Annotated in this window: 14 protein-coding genes, 1 other RNA gene and 2 pseudogenes; 12 read left to right on the top strand and 5 right to left on the bottom strand. The window is 41.0% G+C overall.

Features of this window, described 5'->3' with window-relative positions:
* Positions 1 to 344: 344 nt before the first annotated feature.
* The 6 genes from lpxB (at position 345) to ACSSVW_RS07060 (ending at position 8302) form a co-directional block, all read left to right on the top strand.
* Positions 345 to 1502 carry a lipid-A-disaccharide synthase gene (gene lpxB / locus ACSSVW_RS07085; RefSeq protein WP_036969702.1) on the top strand — a complete coding sequence of 386 codons (1158 nt, stop codon included), beginning with the start codon at positions 345 to 347 and terminating at the stop codon, positions 1500 to 1502.
* On the top strand, positions 1492 to 2097 hold the full coding sequence (rnhB, locus tag ACSSVW_RS07080) for a ribonuclease HII (protein WP_075594266.1): 606 nt from the start codon (positions 1492 to 1494) through the stop codon (positions 2095 to 2097). The genes lpxB and rnhB overlap by 11 nt, the downstream gene beginning before the upstream one ends.
* The gene (gene dnaE, locus ACSSVW_RS07075; RefSeq protein WP_074988618.1) at positions 2097 to 5588 is read left to right on the top strand and encodes a DNA polymerase III subunit alpha; all 3492 of its coding nucleotides are present in this window, start codon (positions 2097 to 2099) and stop codon (positions 5586 to 5588) included. The genes rnhB and dnaE overlap by 1 nt, the downstream gene beginning before the upstream one ends.
* A 16-nt stretch (positions 5589 to 5604) precedes the next feature.
* Positions 5605 to 6561 (top strand): acetyl-CoA carboxylase carboxyl transferase subunit alpha, encoded by a 957-nt coding sequence (gene accA / locus ACSSVW_RS07070; protein WP_036969697.1) that lies wholly within the window; start codon positions 5605 to 5607, stop codon positions 6559 to 6561.
* Between the two features lie 81 nt (positions 6562 to 6642).
* Entirely contained in the window at positions 6643 to 7953 is a 1311-nt protein-coding gene (gene tilS / locus ACSSVW_RS07065; RefSeq protein ID WP_454179070.1) for a tRNA lysidine(34) synthetase TilS, read from the top strand.
* A complete protein-coding gene (locus ACSSVW_RS07060) occupies positions 7946 to 8302 on the top strand; it encodes a hypothetical protein (protein ID WP_036969693.1) in 357 nt (118 codons plus the stop codon). Before tilS ends, ACSSVW_RS07060 begins: the two co-directional genes overlap by 8 nt.
* A 51-nt stretch (positions 8303 to 8353) precedes the next feature.
* Here the strand turns inward: ACSSVW_RS07060 and ACSSVW_RS07055 are convergent, their stop codons facing one another.
* Positions 8354 to 9250, bottom strand: a complete 897-nt coding sequence (locus ACSSVW_RS07055; protein ID WP_454179069.1) for a GGDEF domain-containing protein — start codon at positions 9248 to 9250, stop codon at positions 8354 to 8356.
* Positions 9251 to 9389: 139 nt separating this feature from the next.
* Here ACSSVW_RS07055 and ACSSVW_RS07050 point away from each other — a divergent pair, with 139 nt between their 5' ends.
* The gene (locus tag ACSSVW_RS07050) at positions 9390 to 11363 is read left to right on the top strand and encodes a monovalent cation:proton antiporter-2 (CPA2) family protein (protein ID WP_454179068.1); all 1974 of its coding nucleotides are present in this window, start codon (positions 9390 to 9392) and stop codon (positions 11361 to 11363) included.
* A gap of 8 nt (positions 11364 to 11371) precedes the next feature.
* On the opposite strand, the gene ACSSVW_RS07045 is transcribed toward ACSSVW_RS07050, so the two are convergent.
* Entirely contained in the window at positions 11372 to 12517 is a 1146-nt protein-coding gene (locus ACSSVW_RS07045) for a patatin-like phospholipase family protein (RefSeq protein ID WP_036971648.1), read from the bottom strand.
* Positions 12518 to 12656: 139 nt separating this feature from the next.
* Between ACSSVW_RS07045 and ACSSVW_RS07040 the strand changes: the two genes are divergently transcribed.
* Complete coding sequence (locus ACSSVW_RS07040) at positions 12657 to 13520, top strand: DUF3014 domain-containing protein (protein ID WP_036969689.1); 864 nt, start codon at positions 12657 to 12659, stop codon at positions 13518 to 13520.
* Between the two features lie 136 nt (positions 13521 to 13656).
* An RNA gene (gene ffs / locus ACSSVW_RS07035) (signal recognition particle sRNA small type) lies at positions 13657 to 13753 on the top strand.
* 665 nt (positions 13754 to 14418) lie between these two features.
* Here the strand turns inward: ffs and ACSSVW_RS07030 are convergent.
* Positions 14419 to 15391: pseudogene (locus tag ACSSVW_RS07030) on the bottom strand (integron integrase).
* Between the two features lie 275 nt (positions 15392 to 15666).
* On the opposite strand from ACSSVW_RS07030, the gene ACSSVW_RS07025 reads away from it, so the two are divergent.
* From ACSSVW_RS07025 to ACSSVW_RS07015, 3 genes and pseudogenes are all read left to right on the top strand, one after another.
* Positions 15667 to 16557, top strand: a complete 891-nt coding sequence (locus ACSSVW_RS07025) for a DUF4747 family protein (RefSeq protein ID WP_454179067.1) — start codon at positions 15667 to 15669, stop codon at positions 16555 to 16557.
* 1 nt (position 16558) lies between these two features.
* Entirely contained in the window at positions 16559 to 17188 is a 630-nt protein-coding gene (locus tag ACSSVW_RS07020; protein ID WP_454179066.1) for a hypothetical protein, read from the top strand.
* Between the two features lie 919 nt (positions 17189 to 18107).
* Positions 18108 to 18671, top strand: a pseudogene (locus tag ACSSVW_RS07015) (cytochrome b); the annotation flags it as partial.
* Positions 18672 to 19068: 397 nt separating this feature from the next.
* Here ACSSVW_RS07015 and ACSSVW_RS07010 read toward each other — a convergent pair.
* The gene (locus ACSSVW_RS07010) at positions 19069 to 20448 is read right to left on the bottom strand and encodes an alpha-amylase family glycosyl hydrolase (protein WP_454179065.1); all 1380 of its coding nucleotides are present in this window, start codon (positions 20446 to 20448) and stop codon (positions 19069 to 19071) included.
* Between the two features lie 272 nt (positions 20449 to 20720).
* The gene (locus ACSSVW_RS07005) at positions 20721 to 20921 is read right to left on the bottom strand and encodes a hypothetical protein (protein ID WP_454179064.1); all 201 of its coding nucleotides are present in this window, start codon (positions 20919 to 20921) and stop codon (positions 20721 to 20723) included.
* Positions 20922 to 21455: the final 534 nt, after the last annotated feature.

Here is a 21455-nt window from a genome sequence, read left to right as displayed (position 1 = left end):
GTGAATATTAACCTTGTATCTATTTTAGTCAATAGAAAATAGGAAATTAATATGATAGCGATTGTTCGTTAATTCTACAGATTAGAGATAAAAACTAAATATTTCAAATGATTAATCTATAATTTAAGAACGTGATTAATTACTAATTCAACCCCTTTGACTTACTCAAAAGTGAGTAGTCCCCTGTGCTGGCATTGTTTTTATCTATTTTATAAACGGCTTTTAGAGCAACTTTTAATCGCAATTTTAATTTCTAGTATTTATTAACTCTGTGACATTTATCCGATTGCTAAAACACGGTAAACTCATTTTTATTAGTGCAGAAAGTTGCGAATTATCAACGAATGAAAGAACAAACAAAGCCGTTACGTATTGCCTTGGTGGCAGGTGAGTTATCAGGTGATATTTTAGGTGAAGGGCTCATTAAAGCACTTAAAGTACGTTTCCCAGATGCTATTTTTGAAGGAATTGCAGGGCCGCGTATGCAAGCTGCGGGTTGTACAACGTTATTCGATATGGATGAGTTGTCGGTAATGGGGCTGGTTGAAGTGTTGGGGCGCTTACCGCGCTTATTAAAAATTCGCAAACAGCTCGTGCAACATTTTATAGATAATCCGCCTGATGTCTTTATTGGTATTGATGCGCCAGACTTTAACTTACGTGTTGAAAAGCCGCTAAAAGAAGCGGGTATCAAAACAATTCAATATGTGAGCCCCTCTGTTTGGGCGTGGCGTGAAAAGCGTATTCATAAAATCAGCGCAGCAACTAATTTAGTGTTGGCTTTATTACCATTCGAAAAAGCATTTTATGACAAGCACAACGTGCCTTGCACATTTGTTGGTCATACGCTGGCTGATGATATTGCGCTGGAGCATGATCAGAGCAAAGCGCGTAATGCACTCGGTTTATCAGATTCAGACAAAGTATTGGCGCTTTTACCGGGCAGCCGAGGCTCAGAAGTGGGTCTTTTGAGTGACACTTACATTCAAACAGCCGCTAAACTACAGGCAGAAAACCCAGCACTGAAAATAGTGGTACCACTCGTTAACGAAAAGCGAAAAACTCAGTTTTGTGACATTCTAGAAAAAACAGCCCCTCATTTAAAATTACAGTTACTCGATGGCCAGTCAAATCTTGCTATGCAAGCTGCTGATGCGATTTTACTTGCCTCAGGGACCGCGACATTAGAAGGCATGCTCTATAAAAAGCCAATGGTAGTAGGGTATAAAATAAAGCCAATGAGCTATTGGATATTTAAAACGCTGTTTACCTTTAACATCAAGTACTTTTCGCTACCGAATTTACTGGCCGATGAAGAGCTTGTCCCCGAGTACCTACAAACAGAATGTAATGTTGATAATTTAACAAATGCACTCACACCTATGTTAAATTCAGATAATAGTGAACTAAAAGCACGCTTTTTAGCGATTCATAAAGAAATTAGGTTAAATGCCAACGAACAAGCTGCAACAGCAGTCGCGGAGTTACTAAATGCAGATTGATCGACCACATGTAAATTATATTGCCGGTGTTGATGAAGTAGGACGTGGCCCGCTCGTTGGTGACGTAGTAACCGCCGCGGTGATCCTCGACCCTACAAAACCGATTGTGGGACTAGCCGACTCAAAAAAATTGTCGGATAAAAAACGCCAACTTTTAGCCGCAGAAATCAAAGAAAAAGCCCTGTGTTATGCCATTGGTCGTTGTAGCCCAAGCGAGATTGACGAGCTTAATATTTTACATGCCACTATGCTGGCAATGAGCCGTGCGGTTGAAGGACTCAGTGTAAAACCTGAGTTTGTATTTATTGACGGTAATCGCGTTCCTAGCCAATTAACCATACCTGCGCAAGCGGTAGTTAAAGGCGACAGCTTAGTGGAAGAGATTTCGGCTGCATCAATTCTTGCGAAAGTGGCCCGAGACGACGAAATGATTGAACTCGATAAACGCTATCCAGAATACGGCTTCGCAGGACATAAAGGTTACCCAACCAAAGCGCATTTTGCTGCACTAGAACAGTATGGTGCTATTAATGAGCATCGCAAAAGCTTTAAACCTGTGCAGCGCATTTTGGCGTTAAAAGGAGAGCAACGCTAATGCCTGCGCCGCAATTTGTTCATTTACGTGTTCATTCTGATTTCTCAATGGTGGATGGCCTCGCAAAAACAAAACCAATCGTTGCCAAAGCAGAAGAGCTACAAATGCCAGCGCTGGCCATAACAGACCAGATGAACTTATGTGGTTTGGTGCGTTTTTATGGGGCTGCACATGGCGCTGGAATTAAGCCAATTGTGGGAGCTGATTTTTGGTTACGAAGCCCCGAATTCGAAGATGAACCATGCCGAATAACTATTTTAGCCAAAGATAACGAAGGCTATAAAAACCTCACGTTATTAATCTCTAAAGCGTATCAACGCGGGCATGTTTTTCATCGTCCCGTGATTGACCGTGAATGGCTGGTGGGGCTCAAAAATGGCCTCATAATTTTATCAGGCGCAAAAGATGGCGATTTAGGCAAAGCATTACTTAAAGGCAATGCTGGCCTGATTGAGTCGGTGGTGAGTTTTTATAAGCAACACTTTAGTGACCATTATTATATTGAGCTTATTCGGACTGAGCGCCCATTTGAAGAAGATTACCTTCATTTAGCGGTAGAATTAGCAAGCCAAGAACAACTGCCCGTGGTGGCCACTAACGAGGTGGTGTTTTTAAAACCTGAAAACTTCGAAGCCCACGAAATTCGTGTTGCAATTCATGATGGTTACACCCTTGAAGATAAGCGCCGACCAAAACGTTTTTCTGATCAGCAATACCTAAAAACAGCTGAGCAAATGGCTGAGCTCTTTAGTGATATTCCTGAAGCGCTCGAAAACACCGTTGAAATTGCAAAACGCTGTAACGTAACCGTACAGTTGGGCACCTATTTCTTACCCGATTACCCAACGGGCTCGCTCAAAATCGATGAATTCTTAGTTAAAGTATCGAAAGATGGTCTTGAAGAGCGACTGCAGTTTTTATTCCCCGATGAAGAAGAGCGAAAAGAAAAGCGCGTAGAATACGATGAGCGCTTACAAATAGAGCTCGATGTAATTAACCAAATGGGGTTCCCAGGTTACTTCTTAATCGTAATGGAGTTCATCCAGTGGAGTAAGGATAACAATATTCCAGTGGGACCGGGACGTGGCTCGGGTGCAGGCTCGTTGGTTGCATATGCACTTAAAATTACCGACTTAGATCCGCTTGAATTTGACTTACTATTCGAACGTTTCTTGAACCCTGAACGTGTATCCATGCCCGACTTTGACGTTGACTTCTGCATGGACAGACGTGATGAAGTGATTGATCACGTATCGGCATTGTATGGCCGCGACGCGGTATCGCAAATTATCACCTTTGGGACTATGGCTGCAAAAGCGGTTATTCGTGATGTGGGGCGTGTACTTGGCCACCCTTATGGGTTTGTCGATCGCATATCAAAACTAGTCCCTGGCGACCCCGGTATGACGCTTGCGAAAGCGTTTGATGTAGAGCCGCGTTTACAAGAAGCCTATGACGGTGACGAAGAAGTAAAAGAGCTTATCGACATGTGTCGCATTCTTGAAGGGTGTACACGTAATGCCGGTAAACACGCAGGGGGGGTGGTAATTTCACCCACCACGATCACCGATTTTGCTGCACTTTATTGCGACGATGAAGGCAAGTTCCCGGTAACTCAATTTGACAAAAATGACGTTGAAACCGCAGGTTTGGTTAAGTTCGACTTCTTAGGTTTAAGAACATTAACCATCTTGCAATGGGCGCTCGACATGACCAACGAGCGTTTAGCGCGCGAAGGTAAAGACCCCGTTGATATCAATGCTATCCCGCTTGATGATAAACCCAGCATTGACTTATTGCTCCGCGCTGAGACGACCGCGGTTTTCCAGCTAGAATCGCGCGGCATGAAAGACCTTATTCGTCGTCTAAAACCAGACTGCTTTGAGGATATGATTGCACTCGTGGCATTATTCCGACCGGGTCCACTGCAATCAGGCATGGTAGATAACTTTATCGACCGTAAGCATGGGCGTGAAGAAATATCGTACCCCGATGTACAGTGGCAACATGAAAGCTTACAGCCAATATTAGAGCCGACCTACGGCATCATCCTGTATCAAGAGCAGGTAATGCAGATTGCGCAGGTACTGGCAGGCTATACCCTTGGTGGCGCAGACATGCTTCGCCGTGCAATGGGTAAGAAAAAACCTGAAGAAATGGCCAAGCAGCGTTCAACCTTCGAAGAAGGTGCAGAAAAGAACGGTATTGACGGCGAACTAGCGATAAAAATCTTCGACTTGGTCGAAAAGTTCGCAGGTTACGGCTTTAACAAATCTCACTCCGCTGCTTATGCATTGGTGTCGTATCAAACTCTGTGGATGAAAACGCATTATCCGGCCGAGTTTATGGCGGCCGTAATGTCGGCTGATATGGATAACACCGATAAAATTGTTACCTTGGTCGACGAATGTGAAAACATGAAGTTAACCTTGCTACCGCCTGATGTAAATGCGGGTGAGTACAAGTTTACGGTTAACTTAAAAGGCCAAATCGTTTACGGTATTGGTGCGATTAAAGGGGTGGGTGAAGCCCCAGTAGAAGCCATTTTAGAAGCGCGTAAAGAAGGCGGCCCGTTTAAAGACTTATTTGATTTTTGTGCTCGCGTTGATTTAAAACGTTTAAATAAACGCGTAGTAGAAAAACTTATTTATGCGGGGGCGCTGGATCAGTTAGGCCCTGATAAAACCCAGCCTGGTCGTGCAACATTGTTAGCTAGTTTAAAAGATGCCATGCGAGCGGCAGACCAGCACCATAAAGCAGAGTCGCTTGGTCAGGCTGATTTATTTGGTTTATTAGCCACAGAGCCAGACGAAGTTGAACAAGCCTTTATTAAAGCCCCAGACCTTACGGATAACGAATGGTTAGACGGTGAAAAAGAAACGTTAGGGCTGTATTTAACGGGCCACCCGATTAATCAGTACCGAAAAGAGCTTAAATATTATACTTCGGGGCGTTTGGTTGATTTGCAGCCAACGAATCGCGACGTGCAGTCAACCGCTGCAGGCTTAGTCATTGCGGCGCGCACGCTCATAAATAAAAAGGGAAATCGTTGGGGTCTTGTAACTTTAGATGACAAGAGTGCCCGTATTGATGTACGCTTATTCCCAGAACAGTTTGAAATGTACCAAGATATGCTGCAAGTTAACAATATCTTGGTAATATCTGGACAGGTCAGCTTTGATAACTTCTCCGGTGGCATTACAATGACCGCCAGAGACATATGCACCATTGCTCAAGCGCGAGAAAAGCGTATAAAAGCGATTAAAATGACGCTGAATATGGTGCAGATCGAGGCGAACTTCTTCGATAATTTACAAAAAGTGCTTGAACCTTATAAGTTTGGCACGTGTCCTATTAAAGTATTCTATCAACGTCCTGATGCGTTGGCTGAGATTACGTTAGGAACCGAATGGTGTGTTACGCCTAGTGATGACTTAATTCACAAGTTATCACTGATGGCGGCGCAAGATGTAGAACTAGAATTTAATTAATTAGGTAGTTTAGAGCATGAGCCTCAATTATCTTGATTTTGAGCTTCCAATCGCAGAATTAGAAGCAAAAATTGAAGAGTTACAAAATGTAAGCCGCGCTGGCGAATTAGACCTTGGATTAGAAGAGGAAGTCAGTCGATTAAAAGAAAAAAGCGCTGAAATGAAAGAGAAAATTTTCTCTGAGTTAGGTGCTTGGCAGGTTTCACAGTTAGCCCGTCATCCGTTGCGTCCTTATACTCGTGATTACATCGAGCGCATTTTCACGGAATTTGACGAACTAGCAGGTGACCGTACTTTTGCTAACGATCCCGCTATTTTAGGCGGTGTTGCGCGTTTTGAAGGCCAACCAGTCATGGTTATTGGTCAGCAAAAAGGGCGTGATACAGCTGAAAAAATCAAACGTAACTTTGGTATGCCAAAACCAGAAGGCTACCGTAAAGCATTACGTTTAATGGAAATGGCTGAGCGTTTCAAAATGCCTATCATGACATTTATCGACACGCCGGGAGCATACCCAGGTGTTGGTGCAGAAGAACGTGGTCAATCAGAAGCGATTGCACGTAATCTTAAAGTGATGGCTGCATTAAAAGTACCGACGATCTGTACTGTTATTGGTGAAGGTGGTTCGGGTGGTGCATTGGCAATAGGCGTGGGTGACCGCGTAAACATGTTGCAGTACAGCACTTACTCAGTAATTTCACCAGAGGGTTGTGCATCAATCCTTTGGAAGAGTGCAGATAAAGCGCCTATCGCTGCAGAAGCAATGGGTGTAACAGCTGCACGTGTTAAAGAACTAGATTTAATCAACAACGTGATTGAAGAGCCACTGGGTGGCGCACATCGTAACTACGATGCAATGGCGCGTAACCTTAAAAATCAACTAAAGCGCGATTTAGCTGATTTACAAGGCTTGTCACTTGATGAAATGCTTGATCAGCGTTACAAACGTTTAATGTCGTTTGGTTATTGCTAATTAGCACAATGATGAAAAAGCCGCTTTTGCGGCTTTTTTTGTTTTATAATACAACGCAATTTATTTTAAGCGTGCCAGTCGATGTTAACTTTGCCACTTTATACCGATTTTCGTAAAGAACTTGAGCCTTTAATTACAAAGGGGCACAAGGCGTATACTGTTGCCTTGTCTGGTGGTGTCGACTCTGTGGTGCTTTTGCATTTAATGGCTGAATTACACCGTGAAAATACGGCACTGAGTGTAGATGCTGTGTATGTAAATCATGGCTTGAGTGAATATGCAGGGCAGTGGCAATCATTTTGTGAAACGTTATGCCGCTCTCTTGCAGTGCCATTTAAAGCAATAAAAGTGAACATTGAAACACAAGCACGAACCAGCCTCGAGGCGCAAGCCCGAGACGCACGTTATGATGCGCTCGATACGCATAGTCCAAAAGGCAGCGTGTTGTTACTAGGTCAGCATTTAAATGATCAGCTTGAAACGTTCTTTTTGCGCCTAAAGCGTGGCTCAGGCTTGCAAGGGTTAAGTGCAATGCAGCAGCAAAGAGTGTTGTCATCTGGGCGTGTATGCTTTAGACCCTTGCTTAATGTGACACGCCAGCAAATAGAGCTATTTGCTGAACAGCGTGGAATTCAACATATTACAGATGACTCAAACAGCGACGAGCGCTTTGACCGTAATTTTTTACGTCATCAGGTGATCCCCGTTTTAAACGACCGCTTTCAGGGCTTTGAGAAAAGTGCTGCGCGCAGTATTCGCTTATTACAGCAGCAACAATCACTGTTAGATGAATACACAGAAACAGACCTTGCGCACTGTCAAAATAAACACGGCGGTTTAAGCTGTTGTGCGGTTAAAGGTTTTTCTGATACGCGTAAAGCAAACCTTGTGCGCGCGTGGCTCAAGCAATTTACACATCAAATGCCCTCTGAAAATCAGCTTAAGCAAATTATTGAACAGGGCTTAAACGCACAGGCCGACGCCCAATTAAAAATCTGTTTAGCGAGCGGACAAGTTCGTCGCCATCAACATTACTGGTATTTCGTTACAGAACAGCCAATACCCAAATCATGTGATATAAATCTTGAAACCGTAACCTTATCGGATGGCCGAACTTTAAGACTTAAAACCGGTAAAGGAATTCGATTGCCAACGGCTGATGAGCAGGTGAAAGTGGTGTTTAATTGCCCCCAAGCGCGCATAAAGCCACTTAAAAAGCCGGGGTCAAATACGCTCAAACATTGGTTTAAAGATGCGAAGGTCGCTCCTTGGGTTCGTGCACAAGTGCCGCTTATTTTTTATAATGATCAGCTTGTTCAAGTGGTTGGCTATTTTATCAGTGCTACGCACAGTTCAGATGAAGGCATTTTTTGGGAGAGTGAAAATGAGTGAACAGGCTCATGTTGGTTTATCGCTAGTTAATAAAGCACCGCTGGGTTTTATTGTGTCGATTATAGTTGCGGTTATTGCCGGTTTTTCGTTTGCTGAGCTTGAAATGAGTACCTTGTTTTATGCGCTAGCGGGGGGCGTTGCGTGCTCGTTATTGCTGTTAGGGTATTGGTCAGGCAAAGGCGGCGTGTTTTTTATTTTAGGGGTGTTAACACCCCTCGCTCTCGTGGTTGTGTCGCCATTAACGACCATGGCAGCTTTACTTTATTTACTGAGCGGTTTTTTTGCAGGTTTTTGGTTGGTATTACTCGGTTATAAATTGGCTACAAAAAAGCCGAGCGGGGGAAGCTAGGCTTTTCGTAACGATATTTGCGTATTGTTTTGCGCTTTAAAAATGTGACTTTTAGTACGCTTTTGCGCAGTTTCTACCCGCGGCTTTAGCACGGTATAGGCCTTTATCTGCGCGTGCAAACACTTCATTTTCGCAGTCTTGGTTATTCGCAAGCGTAAACCCTATGCTCGATGTTACAGCGTATTGGGCCATTAAGCTTGATTGCGAGACTAAACGCATAACGCGATCTGCGATGACTTTGTTAGTGGTAAATTCAGGGTCGTCAATTAACAGCGCAAATTCATCGCCACCAAAGCGAAAAATTGAATCTGTGCCTCGTACACAGTTACGTAAAACGTTAGCAAATTCTTGTAGTACGTCGTCGCCAATTTTATGACCGAAATTGTCGTTCACTTGTTTAAAGTTGTCTAAATCGAGCAACATTAAGCTAAATGGACGATGCTGACGGCGACAACGCTCTAGTCTTTGTGCCAAGCTGTCATTAAATTGACTACGGTTATTTAACCCCGTTAGTGCATCTTTTGTTGCCAAGCGTAATACACGTGTGTACATAATTGCATTACGAAGCGGGTAAACAAGCGCAGCATGTAATTGCTGCAGTTTGGTTTCGATAGCTTGCCCCATAGGAAATTGGCTAAAATAAATTAGCTGACCTAAACGCTCACTTTCTAAATCTAAATCAAACGAGTAGGGAGTGTGCGTGGTATCGCTGTCGACACTTTCAGACACACCCAAAGCCGATTGAAACTGCAACCCAGACAAATTGATGAGCTGTTTTGCATGCTCGGCAAAAATAGTCAAAATCCCCTCAATCGACAGGGTTGTTTGTAATTTTGTCACTAAGTCATGTGTATTGTGCTGTTCACTTATTCGGTAACGTTCTGCCGAAAACGGCATAAAGTCGCCTCTTGCAGACACTCGCTGCGTCAAAATATGGACATTTTCCATGATTGTTCTCCCCCCGGAGTGTTAGATACTCCTTAATAAAGCGAAATTTGTGCCACTTTTTTAAACTGGCTGAAAAACATATGGTTGCTATATTTAAACGAGGGTTCGGCTTTATCATTAAGTAGAAGGAGGTAATTGCTTGCAAAATGTGCTGATTCAAGCCTTTGGGTTACTCGTAGCTGCGGTCATTTTTGTTTGGTTTTTCAAGCGAATTGGCTTACCTCCTATTCTGGCGTACCTCGCAACGGGTTTATTAGCGGGGAGTCATGGTATTGGCTGGATGGCACAAAGCCACGAAATGCACTTTGTAGCTGAGCTAGGCATTGTTTTTTTACTGTTTAGTTTAGGGCTTGAGTTTTCAGTGCCGCGCTTAATGGCGATGCGCAATATTGTATTTGGCTTAGGGTCACTGCAAGTGGTGATCACAAGCCTAGTGTTCATGTTGATTTTACTGTTACTTGAGTACAGCTTACTTAATAGCTTTACGATTGCGAGCTTAATGGCTTTATCATCAACGGCAGTGGTCGTGAAGTTACTTAAAGAATCAGGTGAGTTAAATCAGCGGCGTGGTCAGTTAGCAATTGGCGTGTTGTTGTTTCAAGATATCGCTGTCGTGCCCTTACTAATTATTTACCCCTTACTTGCTCAAAGTGGCTCTGATGAAATTGTTGGCGCACTTGCCTTTGCATTAACTAAAGGTGCTTTTGTGTGTATTTTGTTATGGGCAATAGGCAAGTGGGTACTGCCTAAAGTCTTTAGAGAAATAGCGCTTGTTAGAACCGACGAGCTCTTTGTGCTCACCACATTGTTAGTGGCATTGTTTGCAGCCGGTTTAACGTATTTGTTTGGTCTTTCTATGGCGCTGGGAGCGTTTTTGGCCGGTATGATGCTCGGTGAAAGCCAGTACCGTCACCAATTAGAAGCCGATATTAGACCGTTTCGCGATATTTTAATGGGGCTGTTTTTTGTTACCGTAGGAATGCAATTAGATATTTTGTATGTGCTGCAAAGTTGGTATTGGATCATTACGGTATTAGTCGGTTTATTATTTTTTAAAATTGCGGTTCTGGCTATTTCTGCACAGCTTATAGGCGAGCGAAAGCAAGATGCCGTTGCAGCAGGTATCATGCTGTGGCAAATGGGCGAATTTGGCTTTGTGTTGATTGCACTCGCTTCACAGCATTTATTGATAAGCTCAGAGCAAGCCTCATTTTTAATTGCGGTAGGCGTGTTGTCTATGGCACTGACCCCTTACCTTATTGAAAAAACACCTGTTTTACTAAAGCGTTTGGGTTTGCTTTCTCAGCCAGGGCAGTATTGGCAACAGCCTGCTAATAGCAGCCCCTTGTATCATAACCATGTTGTTATATGTGGGTTTTCGCGGGTAGGGCAAACAATCGCTCGCTTTTTAAAGCCCGAAGCCATTGATTACGTTGCAATAGAAAGCAACCCCATTTTATTGCAAGAAGCAAAAGCCGCAGGTGAGCCAATTATATTTGGTCATGTAAAACAAAAAGATATTTTAAAATCCGCAGGGGTTGAACGCGCTCGTTTAGTGATCATAACGTTTACAGACTTTGAGCAGACGCAAGTCGTGGTAGATGCGATAAAACAAATTGCACCCACCGTTAAGATACTCGTACGTATGCGTGACGACTCACAGCTCGAAACCCTAAAAGAGTTAGGTGTCACAGAAGTGGTACCAGAAACCCTTGAAGCAAGTTTAATGCTCGTATCACACGTACTGTATATGTCGGGTGTACCAATGACCCGTATTATTCGCAGAGTGAGCAAAGAGCGCCGCAATCGTTATCAGTTTTTAAATGGATTTTTTACCGGTGATAAGCTCGACAGCGAAGAAAGCAGCTCAGACCGATTAGAGTACTTACATGTTATCGCTTTACCTGAACACGCATTCGCAGTGAATCACATGATAAGCGAACTTAAGCTTGAGCAGCGCCGAGTATCAGTTCGCGCATTACGTCGTCAAGACCGTGAAATAGAATCGCCCTCTGAGCAAACGGTTTTGCTCGCCGGTGATATTTTGGTATTGCAGGGGAAACCACGCAGGGTAGAGCGCGTTGAACGCTTTTTACTTGATGGATTAGAGTAACGGGTCAGTTACTCTAATTCTAAAAATTTCCGTATTTCGGGCAGTTTTTTAAGCCCATCTTGATAACCAATCTCGATCAATTTTTGGGTGTAACGTTTTTCGAATAACAAGTAACTCGTTAAACTGGATTGAGAACGTTTTTTCACCCCGATCATGCGCAACAACACTTTAATTGCTAATGGCATATCATCGTAATACTGCGCAGCAATCATATTAAAGTTTTGTGATGGATTGATAATACAGGTTTCAATTTGTTTCAGTTCTTGGTGCTTGTCACGCGCTGGTAATAACCCAAGCGTACGATTAATACGCTGTAAACGTTCTAAATCAGACTGCAATGTGTCGGTAAAAACACTATCTAACAGGTGACCTGCAATATTAGACAGCCCCGGATAGTGGGGTTGATAACCAGGTGGGTGCAACTCTTTGGGTGCATCGACACCAATAATAAATATTTTTTCAGCCCCTAAATGCACAGAAGGACTTAACGGCGACAATTGGTGAATAGAACCATCGCCAAAGTAATGGTTGTACACATTAACACTTGGAAACACCATTGGAATGGCACTGGATGCCATTAAGTGTTCAACATTAATGCGGGTCGCTTGTCCCTCGCGTTTGGCTCGCTGCCAAGGCTGTTGGGTTAACGACTGAAAAAACGCCACAGAGTCACCCGTTGTATAACTAGAGGCTGTGATTGATACCGCATCAAGGTAGTTTTTGTGAAGGTTACGCTCAATGCGTGCTAAATCGAGTATCTCGTTAAGCAGCTTTCTTAACGGTTGATTATTTAACAAGCTTGCGGGTGGGTGGTTAATATGTTCAGACTGAAAGCTCGTTAAAATATTGCGAGTGAGGTGTGAAAATACACTTAAAAAATCACTTTTATAAACTTGCGAGGTGGAAAAGTTGCGCCATACCCATTCAAGCTTTTTACTTGCTAAGTGAGCACAAGAAGCATAACAGGCAAGCGCAGCGGAATTAATTGCGCCGGCTGATGTCCCATTAATAATGGTAAAAGGTAAAGGCGCAGTACGAGGCATACTTTGTGTGATGGCTTTAAGCACACCCACTTGATAAGCCGCTCGGGCACCACCACCTGTTAATAATAAAGCGATTTTTGAGTGTTGTGTTTTTTTTAACTTACTGCTCATGGTTGCATTTAAATCGTTGTGCGTCTTTACTTTATTTATCAACTGTAAGTCTTTAAGCTAGAAGAAGCAAAGTTTACCTTACTGGTAATATTAATTTTGTCGTGTTTTTTTGTCTGTTTTTTATATTAAGGGAGTGTGTATGTCAGAGCATTCGTCAGATACCGAATTAGAAAAGCGTCCTGGGAATAACAATCTCATTTTTGCAGTTGTTATTGTTATTATTGTAGCCTGTGTTGCGGCGTTTATTTTTTTACAGCCAGACGACAAACCGACGCAAGTAGTCGAAGACGTTGTTATCGAAGAAACGCCAATGGCTGAATATAACGAGCCAGCGCCAGAACCCGAAGTAACAGAGCCAACCCCAGACCCTGTTGCGGTTGAACGCCCAGAGCAACGAGCTGTTGAACCTGAGCCAGAGGTTAAGCCTCTGCCTACATTAAACGACAGTGATGAGGTCGTTGTGGCCCGTATGGACGAATTATTAACAGATCAAGTCATGAGTTTAATGGTGACCGATGATCTTATTCGCCGTGGTGTGGTTTATGTTGATAACCTAGCCAAAGGCAAAGTTGCATTGAGCCATGCGCCCGTTGAGCGCCCTAAAGAATCATTCATGGTTATCGAAGGGGATATTTTAACGATTGACCCAAATAGTTATGAGCGTTACACCCCGTATGTAAAATTATTTACCAGCTTAAGTGCTGCACAAGCGATTCGTATTTATGACGAATACAAACCGCTTATTAATGAAGCATACGCAGAAATTGGTTATCAAGGTGATGCCTTTACGCAAACACTTGAAGAAGCGATTGATGTACTACTCGATACCCCAGAACCCAAAGGTGATATGCCGTTAGTGCGTAACTCAGTGACTTATCAATATGCTTATTCAGAATGGGAAAACTTACCCGATGCGCAAAAACAATTATTGCGTATGGGCCCAGAAAATATGAAAAAAGTAAAAGCAGCATTGCGTAACATAAAAGCTGAACTTGAAAAGTAAGCATAAAAGCCCCTAAATACAGTGCGATTGTATACCAAGTATGCAATCGCACTTTCTTTTTCGAATACCCCTTGAATAACGAGCCAAAAGTAGAGATAATCCCTCCCGCGCCAAACAAGGCCCTCAATGGTAGTCTTATTGGTCCTCTCGCAACACTAGCAGGTGAACCTGGTCAGGCCCGGAAGGGAGCAGCCACAGCGTGTGACGTGTGTGCCGAGATGTGGCTGGTAAGACTGCCACCCAAATTCTTCTTGGGTGTCGTTTGAAGTAAAAAATGACATAAATTGAAAGTATAAAGTGACATGGCTTTGTACCTAAATAAGTAGTACTTAACTCATTCACATGTACAGAAAAAAATAAAACACCGCCTGTTAAATCCTCAAGTAATTTATAAACAAAAAATAAATCTAGCTGTTTAGTTGAATCTGCTTTCGATGAGTATAAAAATCCCTCCTAATTCACCTTATGTGGAGTGGTTTATTAACTCTTTGATGCGGCATAAATAAGAAACAAGCTATCTTGGGTGATCAAAACCACTATACCGCTATAATTGAAAACGGTACTTTTGCGAAGCGTATCATAGAGCTAATGTTGATTAAGTTATCGGCTATGTGCAAAATGAAAGACCTGATCCTCCTTGATTATTACCCTCCAAAAGAGGAATGACTCTATTTTACCAACCGTAACAATCATAGAGGGAAGAACTCAAATAATGTTATCTGTTTATAATATGGATAGTTTGTTTTAACTTCTGCTCTTGCTAAAGGATAAGCATTGCTCTAACTCACAATTGCCCCAAAATAAGTTAGGTTAAATGCTCTAACTGCTGCTTTGAGCAATCAAGAAACGGTCCAAGCCCTACACATTGAATGATAAGTTAACGCATCTTTAATAATAGCTAGAAAATTTTGCTTAATGGGCTTACAACACCGTTTGCTCCTTGTTGTAAAACATGGGTGTAAATCTGTGTGGTTTTGACATCAGAATGGCCCAATTGTGCTTGAACGGTGCGAATATCGGCGCCACTTTGCAATAGGTGCGTTGCAAATGAATGGCGCAAGGTATGAGGCGTAATAACCTTTGTAATATTGGTTTGCTTTAATGCTTTTTTAATCGCTTTTCTAACACATGTAGGGTGGAAATGGTGGCGACGTATCTCGCTAGTTTCTGGGTCATCACTTAATTTGTAGGAAGGAAATAAGTATTGCCACGCTAGTGATTTATTAGCTGAGGGATATTTACGAGTTAAAGCGTTAGGCATCCACACACCTGCGTATCGCTCGTTTTGTAAATCTAATCTTAAATATTCTTCAACTTGCAAAATTTGATTTCTAAGTAGTGGGATCAACTCCGTTGCAAGAGTAACTATACGATGCTTGTTGCCTTTTCCGTTCCAAATTTGAATGCATTTGTAATCAAAATCAATGTCCTTTACTCGCAATTGCACCGCTTCCATCACACGCAAACCACTTCCATACATTAACCCCGTGATTAAGTAATATCGCTTGGAAAGATGACTCATCAATTGCTTTACTTCATCAGGCGTCATCACTACAGGCAGCTTGGGTTGTCGATTACTTCGTGAAAAAATTCAAGTTTAAAGAAAGCTCATTTTTGACAATATGTTTATATAAAAAAGCGAGCGCATTTAAAGCTGCACTTTGTGTTCTAGGTGACATATTACGTTTTAATACAATATGGTCTAAAAACGCTTTGACTTCTGCATCTCCCATTGAGCTTGGGTGACGTTTGTTGTGAAAGTGAATAAATTTTGCGATCCAACCTAAATAAGCATTAATTGTTCTTAATGAATACTGACGAGTGAGCATATAGTCTGCAATGTAGTTTAAATAAGGAGAGCGAGTTTTCATTTTCATTCCTTTGAAATGAGTCTGTATATATATACAGTTTTAGCTCAGTCGCTCGTATAGTCAAGAAAACGACCCAATCGCTCGTTTTTATCCTGAGGTAAAAACGAGAACTCCTAAATTTTAATAACACTGGTAATTAGTTAACAAGTTTGTTAGAAATAATCTAATAAGAAAAACGAGCTACGCTGTGGTAGAAAAACGCGCGATTAGCTCGCTATAAACATGTTAGCCGCACTACAGATTTTGCAGTCAAGTTGTAATAAAGGACTAAAGTAATGACAAGAAAAAGAACCGTTTCCTATACTGCTTTTAATATAAGAACACATCCACACTCTCCTCAAACGTATGTTGATTTATTTGACCGACTTTTTGATTTAAAAAGACAAATCAATTTAAGAGGTGACACTTATTGCATCTTAACTGAAATAGAACCACTTAAAGATGATCCTTTAGAAGGTATTTCAGGTGAAATAGCTAAATTCACAAAGATTGAAGTTGGAAAATGGTTTAATATCGAAAAGTTACGCGCAGCCGAAGAGGACGAAACTAAAAAAATACAAATACCAGAAGACTTGAGGCCAAACTTTACAAGCTTTAATTTTGTTTTTTATCCGAAAAACCACTATCTAGTTATCGAGTGTAAGGACAAATTTGGGCAAATAAGCCCCAAAATGCTAGAAATATACTTTCGTAACTTATTTGATTCAGAAGCTATTGTTGAAGAATTTAATACTATTGAGTTAACTCTCGTTCCAAGAACGGATCAGCTTGAATCTGTTCTTTCTCTAAAGCAAATCAGTACATTAGAAATGGTACTTCGCCGTCCGAATACTGACGGTTTAGAAGACTTAGAGGATGAAGTCCTTGAAAGACTAAATCAACAAAATGTTGAAGAAGAAATAATCATTTTAAAAGCGCAAAAAGGATTGTCTGTTGAAGCTGATGATAGAACTGTTGCCTTAGGTCACATCGCCCAATTGAATGGTGAAGTGAAAACTATTGGACATGACGAAAATGGTAAGCGTGTAGAGAAATCCACTAGACAACACCCCTTTGTTGAAACTGGCGCGTATGTTCCTGGTGAGATCACAGCGAAAGACTTTTTAACCATTATGGCAAACACTATAGTTAAAAAAGTTAAACGTATGGCTAGAGCAGGAGCCTAAAATGGCAAAAAAAGGGCAATACACAGGTGTAAGGAAGTTATTTGCTCGCTATTGGGTTGCTTATGGTGGGTTTAAGTCTATTGTTGGCTCACCTTATATGCATGCATCTCTATTTATTACGCTAATATCCTCTGGTATTTGGTTAGAGTATGACTGGGTGGAAATACCAATTTCTGTGTTACCTAATATTATTGGCTTTTCGCTCGGTGGATATGCTATTTGGTTAGCATTAGGTGATGATAAGTTTCGAGCTAGTATATCTGGGAAAACTAAAGACGGTAGAGAGTCGCCATTTATCGTTGTTAACGCAACATTTGTGCATTTTATTGTGTTGCAAATATTGGCTTTAGTAGCAGCGTTAATTGGTAAATCACAACCAATTTACAATAGTCCGCTTTTTATACAGAGATTTTTACTTGATTTGGCTCCTTGGCTATTTGAGGTTTCACAGATAATTTCAATTGCTTGCAGTTTTATTGGTTATTTTCTCTTTATTTACGCTATTTTTTCAGCACTTGCGGCAACAATGGCAATATTTAGAATTGCGGGTTGGTTAGAGGTTTATCACGTAAAGCAAGCAAAGAGTAATAGTGTGCAAAGTACGGCTAACAAGCAAATTAACAAGGACTAAAAACAGTCGGCTTTAGCTCCTTCGTCGCCATTATAGCCAACTATTTTTAGCCTGTTATTTGGGCGTTACTGATTAAATACTCTAACGTGTTTTTGTCCAAATGTTAGTTGCAATGAGTATGATAAAGGCCCTAGTTTCAGCTGAATTTGGACTTGATACCTTAATTAATGGAATCGTTATTTTTAGTCTCGTTTAAACTTAAACCTGTCACTTTATGCCATTTTATTCTTCAATTTTATGTCAGCAAATACTTCACTTGCAGGGTTGTAGATCAATAAACTTGAGTTTGTTTATGCCAACTTACACTTCAAACAACATGGGTGAATATTTCTTTTTCTAATTCAAAAAATTCAATCTATTCAAACAGTTTTGTATTATTTTTTTTATTAGCTTGTTTTAGTTACATTTTTACCTTTTACGCATTGCTTGATTAAGTAACATATTCAAAGTGAATTACACAGTGTCGTTCTCATAGGGTGTAACTTGACCAGCACTGATTTGAAGTATGCAGATGCGGTTCAATTATTAGTGAAACGAATGGCTCAGGTTCAATAATTGCTGACAATAAGTATGGCCCATTTGGTGAGCCGATTAATACATGCTCTGAATCGTCCCCTTTGTTTGCTTCAACCTCAGTTGTTTATAGCTCTTAAACGCACGTTATTTTTTTAAAACGGTCACTTAAGGTTATCGTTTTTATCCTCGATATTTAATTTTAATAACATACATAAGTTTATTTTAAGTTTAATAAATTACAGTTAAGTGCAAGCAAAGTAGTAAGCAAGAAAGTAGTAAACAAAAAAGTTAAAAGTAACTCATTTTATGTTTTAGAACATGAAAACAAGGATGAGTATACGCTAGGCTAATTCTGCACATTTATTACGCATAAAAAGAGCACTTATCTGAATGCGTTTTTTACAAAAGAGGCATTATGAATTTTAAAAATACAACAACTCATTACAATACACTCTCTATTGCCTTGCACTGGCTAATGTTTATATTAATTGTCACTGTTTTTGGCAGTATTGAGCTACGTGAGTTATTTGAAAAAGGCACAGAAACCCGTGATGCCTTTAAAATGTGGCATTTTATGTTGGGTTTATCTGTTTTAGTTTTAGTGTGTGTGAGGGTAATTGTGCGTTTGGCGAGTGGCTCGTTACCTGCTATTCAGCCTGAACCTGCAAAGTGGCAAAGCACACTCGCTAAATGTGTACACGTTTTGCTGTATGTCTTTATGTTTACTATGCCGATAGCGGGTTGGTTAATATTGAGTATGGCAGGTAAACCTGTGCCATTTTTTGGGGTAGAGCTCCCCCCATTGGCAAGTGAAAACAAAGAGCTTGGTAAAACCATAAAAGAAATACACGAAACAGCAGGTGAGGTTGGGTATTACTTAATAGGCTTACATGCTGCGGCTGCATTATTTCACCATTACGTTTTGGCAGATAACACTTTTAAACGTATGTTGTTTTCTAAAAAATAAACACATTACAAAAGCCAAAATGGTGGAGCTTTAAGGTCTGGTATCACAATTATCAAGGTCTGCTCATGCGTGTGAGCTTAATTTAACGACGCAATAAGTCGTTTAAGTCGGCCGTTGGCTCGCTCTACATTGCCAACGTTTACAAATTATAGTTGGCCTTTTTAGTCACTTTATCGTTGATTTTATTGCGAAACCGCTGTGCTTTAATTTGTTTTTAGCACGGCTAAATCAGCGATGCATAACAGCCAAGCCATAACAGCCAAGCCATAACAGCCAAGCCATAACAGCTAAGCTATAACAACCAAGCTTTAAAGAGCGAAACTTATTTTATCAACACCTTGTTTTTGAACCTTAAAACAGCCCTCTTAATTAAGAGAGCTGTTATGTACCTAAGGTCTTATTTTTCGAACACCTTAAACCCCAAAGCGGGCAAACTTAACGTTGTGTCGTTGGTAAAGTTAACCGTTTTCCCCGATAGCGCCTCTTTATATTCACCGATAAATAATGGTTCTTTAAAGTTCACTGTTTGCGGTTCTTTGGATAGGTTAAATACTGCAAAGACTTTATCATCGCCTTTTGCGCGTACAAAGCTAAGAACGTGTTTTGGAGCCGTGTTTGGTACGTGTACCATACGCCCACCAAATTGGCCATTCCACAGCGCTTCGTTACGATGTTTGAGTGCAAATAGTGATTTATATAAATCACCGATTGGGTGGGGTTGCCACTTAATCGGATCGCGTTCAAAAAAGGCGAGTCGTCTATCGTTTCCTGCTTCTTGTCCGTTATAAATCATTGGGAAACCTTCACCTACGACCGATAACGTAATGACCGCTTCAAGTGCGTCACCGTAGGTTTCAAACATAGTTCCTTCCCATGCATTCGAGTCGTGATTGGCAACCCCTACAAGCCGATAAGCCTCTACAGGGAATGCGCTTTCGTTCCAAGAATAGTAAACAAATAGAGCGCTGACATCGGCATGGCCATTAACTATTTTGTGCATGTGTTCTGACCACGACCATGCATAGGTCATATCAAAGGCTTCAGCGTGTAAATCACGAGACTCCCATTCTGCTAGCATTAATACAGGTTTTATTTCATCGAGTTCGCGACGTACATTATTCCAAAAATCAACGGGAACAAAACCGGCTACGTCACAACGATAGCCATCTACACCGACTTCTTTTACCCAGAACTTCATAGACTCTGTCATGTATTCACGCAGCGCAGGTTTTGAGTAATCGAAGTCGATTATGTCAGACCAATCCCACCAAGGCGTTGGTCTAAATTGTCCTTGGTAGTCACGCTCGTACCAATCAGGGTGCTCATAGCGCAGCCAGTTATCCCATGCACTGTGATTCGCCACCCAATCTAAAATAACGTACATGCCCATGTTATGCGCTTCACTTACAAAGGTTTTTAAGTCATCAAGGGTGCCCAGTTCAGGGTTTACTTTTCTGTAGTCTTTGACTGAATATGGGCTGCCGAGAGTGCCTTTACGGTTTTCTTCGCCAATTGGGTGTACGGGCATTAACCAGATTATGTCGACACCTAACTCTTTTAAACGAGGTAACTGCTTTTTAGCTGCGTTAAAGGTGCCTTCGGGCGTAAATTGACGGGTGTTTAGTTGATACATTACCGCATTTTTTGACCAGTCGGGGTGAGTGATCTTTACATAGGGCTTTGGCTCGTAAACATGGGATGTTGACGTGGTTTGCGTACAGGCAGTGAGCACACACAGTATGAGTATTAGTAAACTTTTTTGCAGAAATGAATTCATGTGATTCCTTAAACACAGTTGAATAACAGCATGTGATTAAAATATATACTTCAAATCGCGATGCAACAATAAAGTGCATACGTATTCACTTTTAATTTACATAATCGATTAAGTGATATATTTGCTGTGTATTCGTAGTTATTTTTTGATGTTTTCTGGAATGGTTAAGTTTATTTAGGAGTGCTTTTATCAATAAACAATACGGCTAGTATCAATAAATAAAACGGCTAGCTAACATTAAGCACTGCTAGCCGTTATGTGATCTTGGGAAATTAAGCAGAGATGAAAAATGCAGATTTATTGGGATCCCAGCTGACGAGCTGTTTGATTTCAAGCTCTTTCATAATGGTTAATAATTCAAACTCGCTCAGGCAGCAATCTTGTTTTAGTTTTTCCAGTGAAATTTCTTTGTTACGGCTACGAAGTTTAGAGGCCAACATAATACGGTAAATTAATTTTGATTTACGGTTCATAACATTCTCCCTCCTTATTTTTTTATGCAATGACACTGCTTATTGAGAGTGTTTTACTGTTTTGGATTAAAGCATGGGTTGAATGACTATGGCTCATCATTTTTATCTCGTCAATTTATGTCTAAATGTTAATGCGTCAGTGGTAAAAAACATTCAAAAACCTGTTTTATATTCGCAAAATAATGCATTGAAAAATAAGCTGTTATTTATCTAAAAACAGTAATAGGTAGGCTGCATATTTAATTGAATTAACTAATGACCTTAGTATCTCATTGTTTTAGTTTGATTTTTTACTAAAAGATTTGTTCAATGCGTTTTGTGTATTTAATGGCTATGTGTTTAGTGAATGGCATACAGAGTAAGCTAGCAAGCGTTTTAAAAGAGGCGGTTGCAACTATGTTATCGGGCACTTTTTAAGGCTGATAAAACGCTTTTTGTAATCGAACAAAAAGTTAAAGTTTATGTTTAGGTATTTATACATTACGGCGAGCACAAAGAGCGAAAGCCGATAAGTGCCGAAGTAAAGGGGCGGTA

It is taken from the genome of Pseudoalteromonas sp. MBR-15 (genome assembly GCF_053628915.1).
This window is presented reverse-complemented; position numbering and strand designations above follow the sequence as displayed.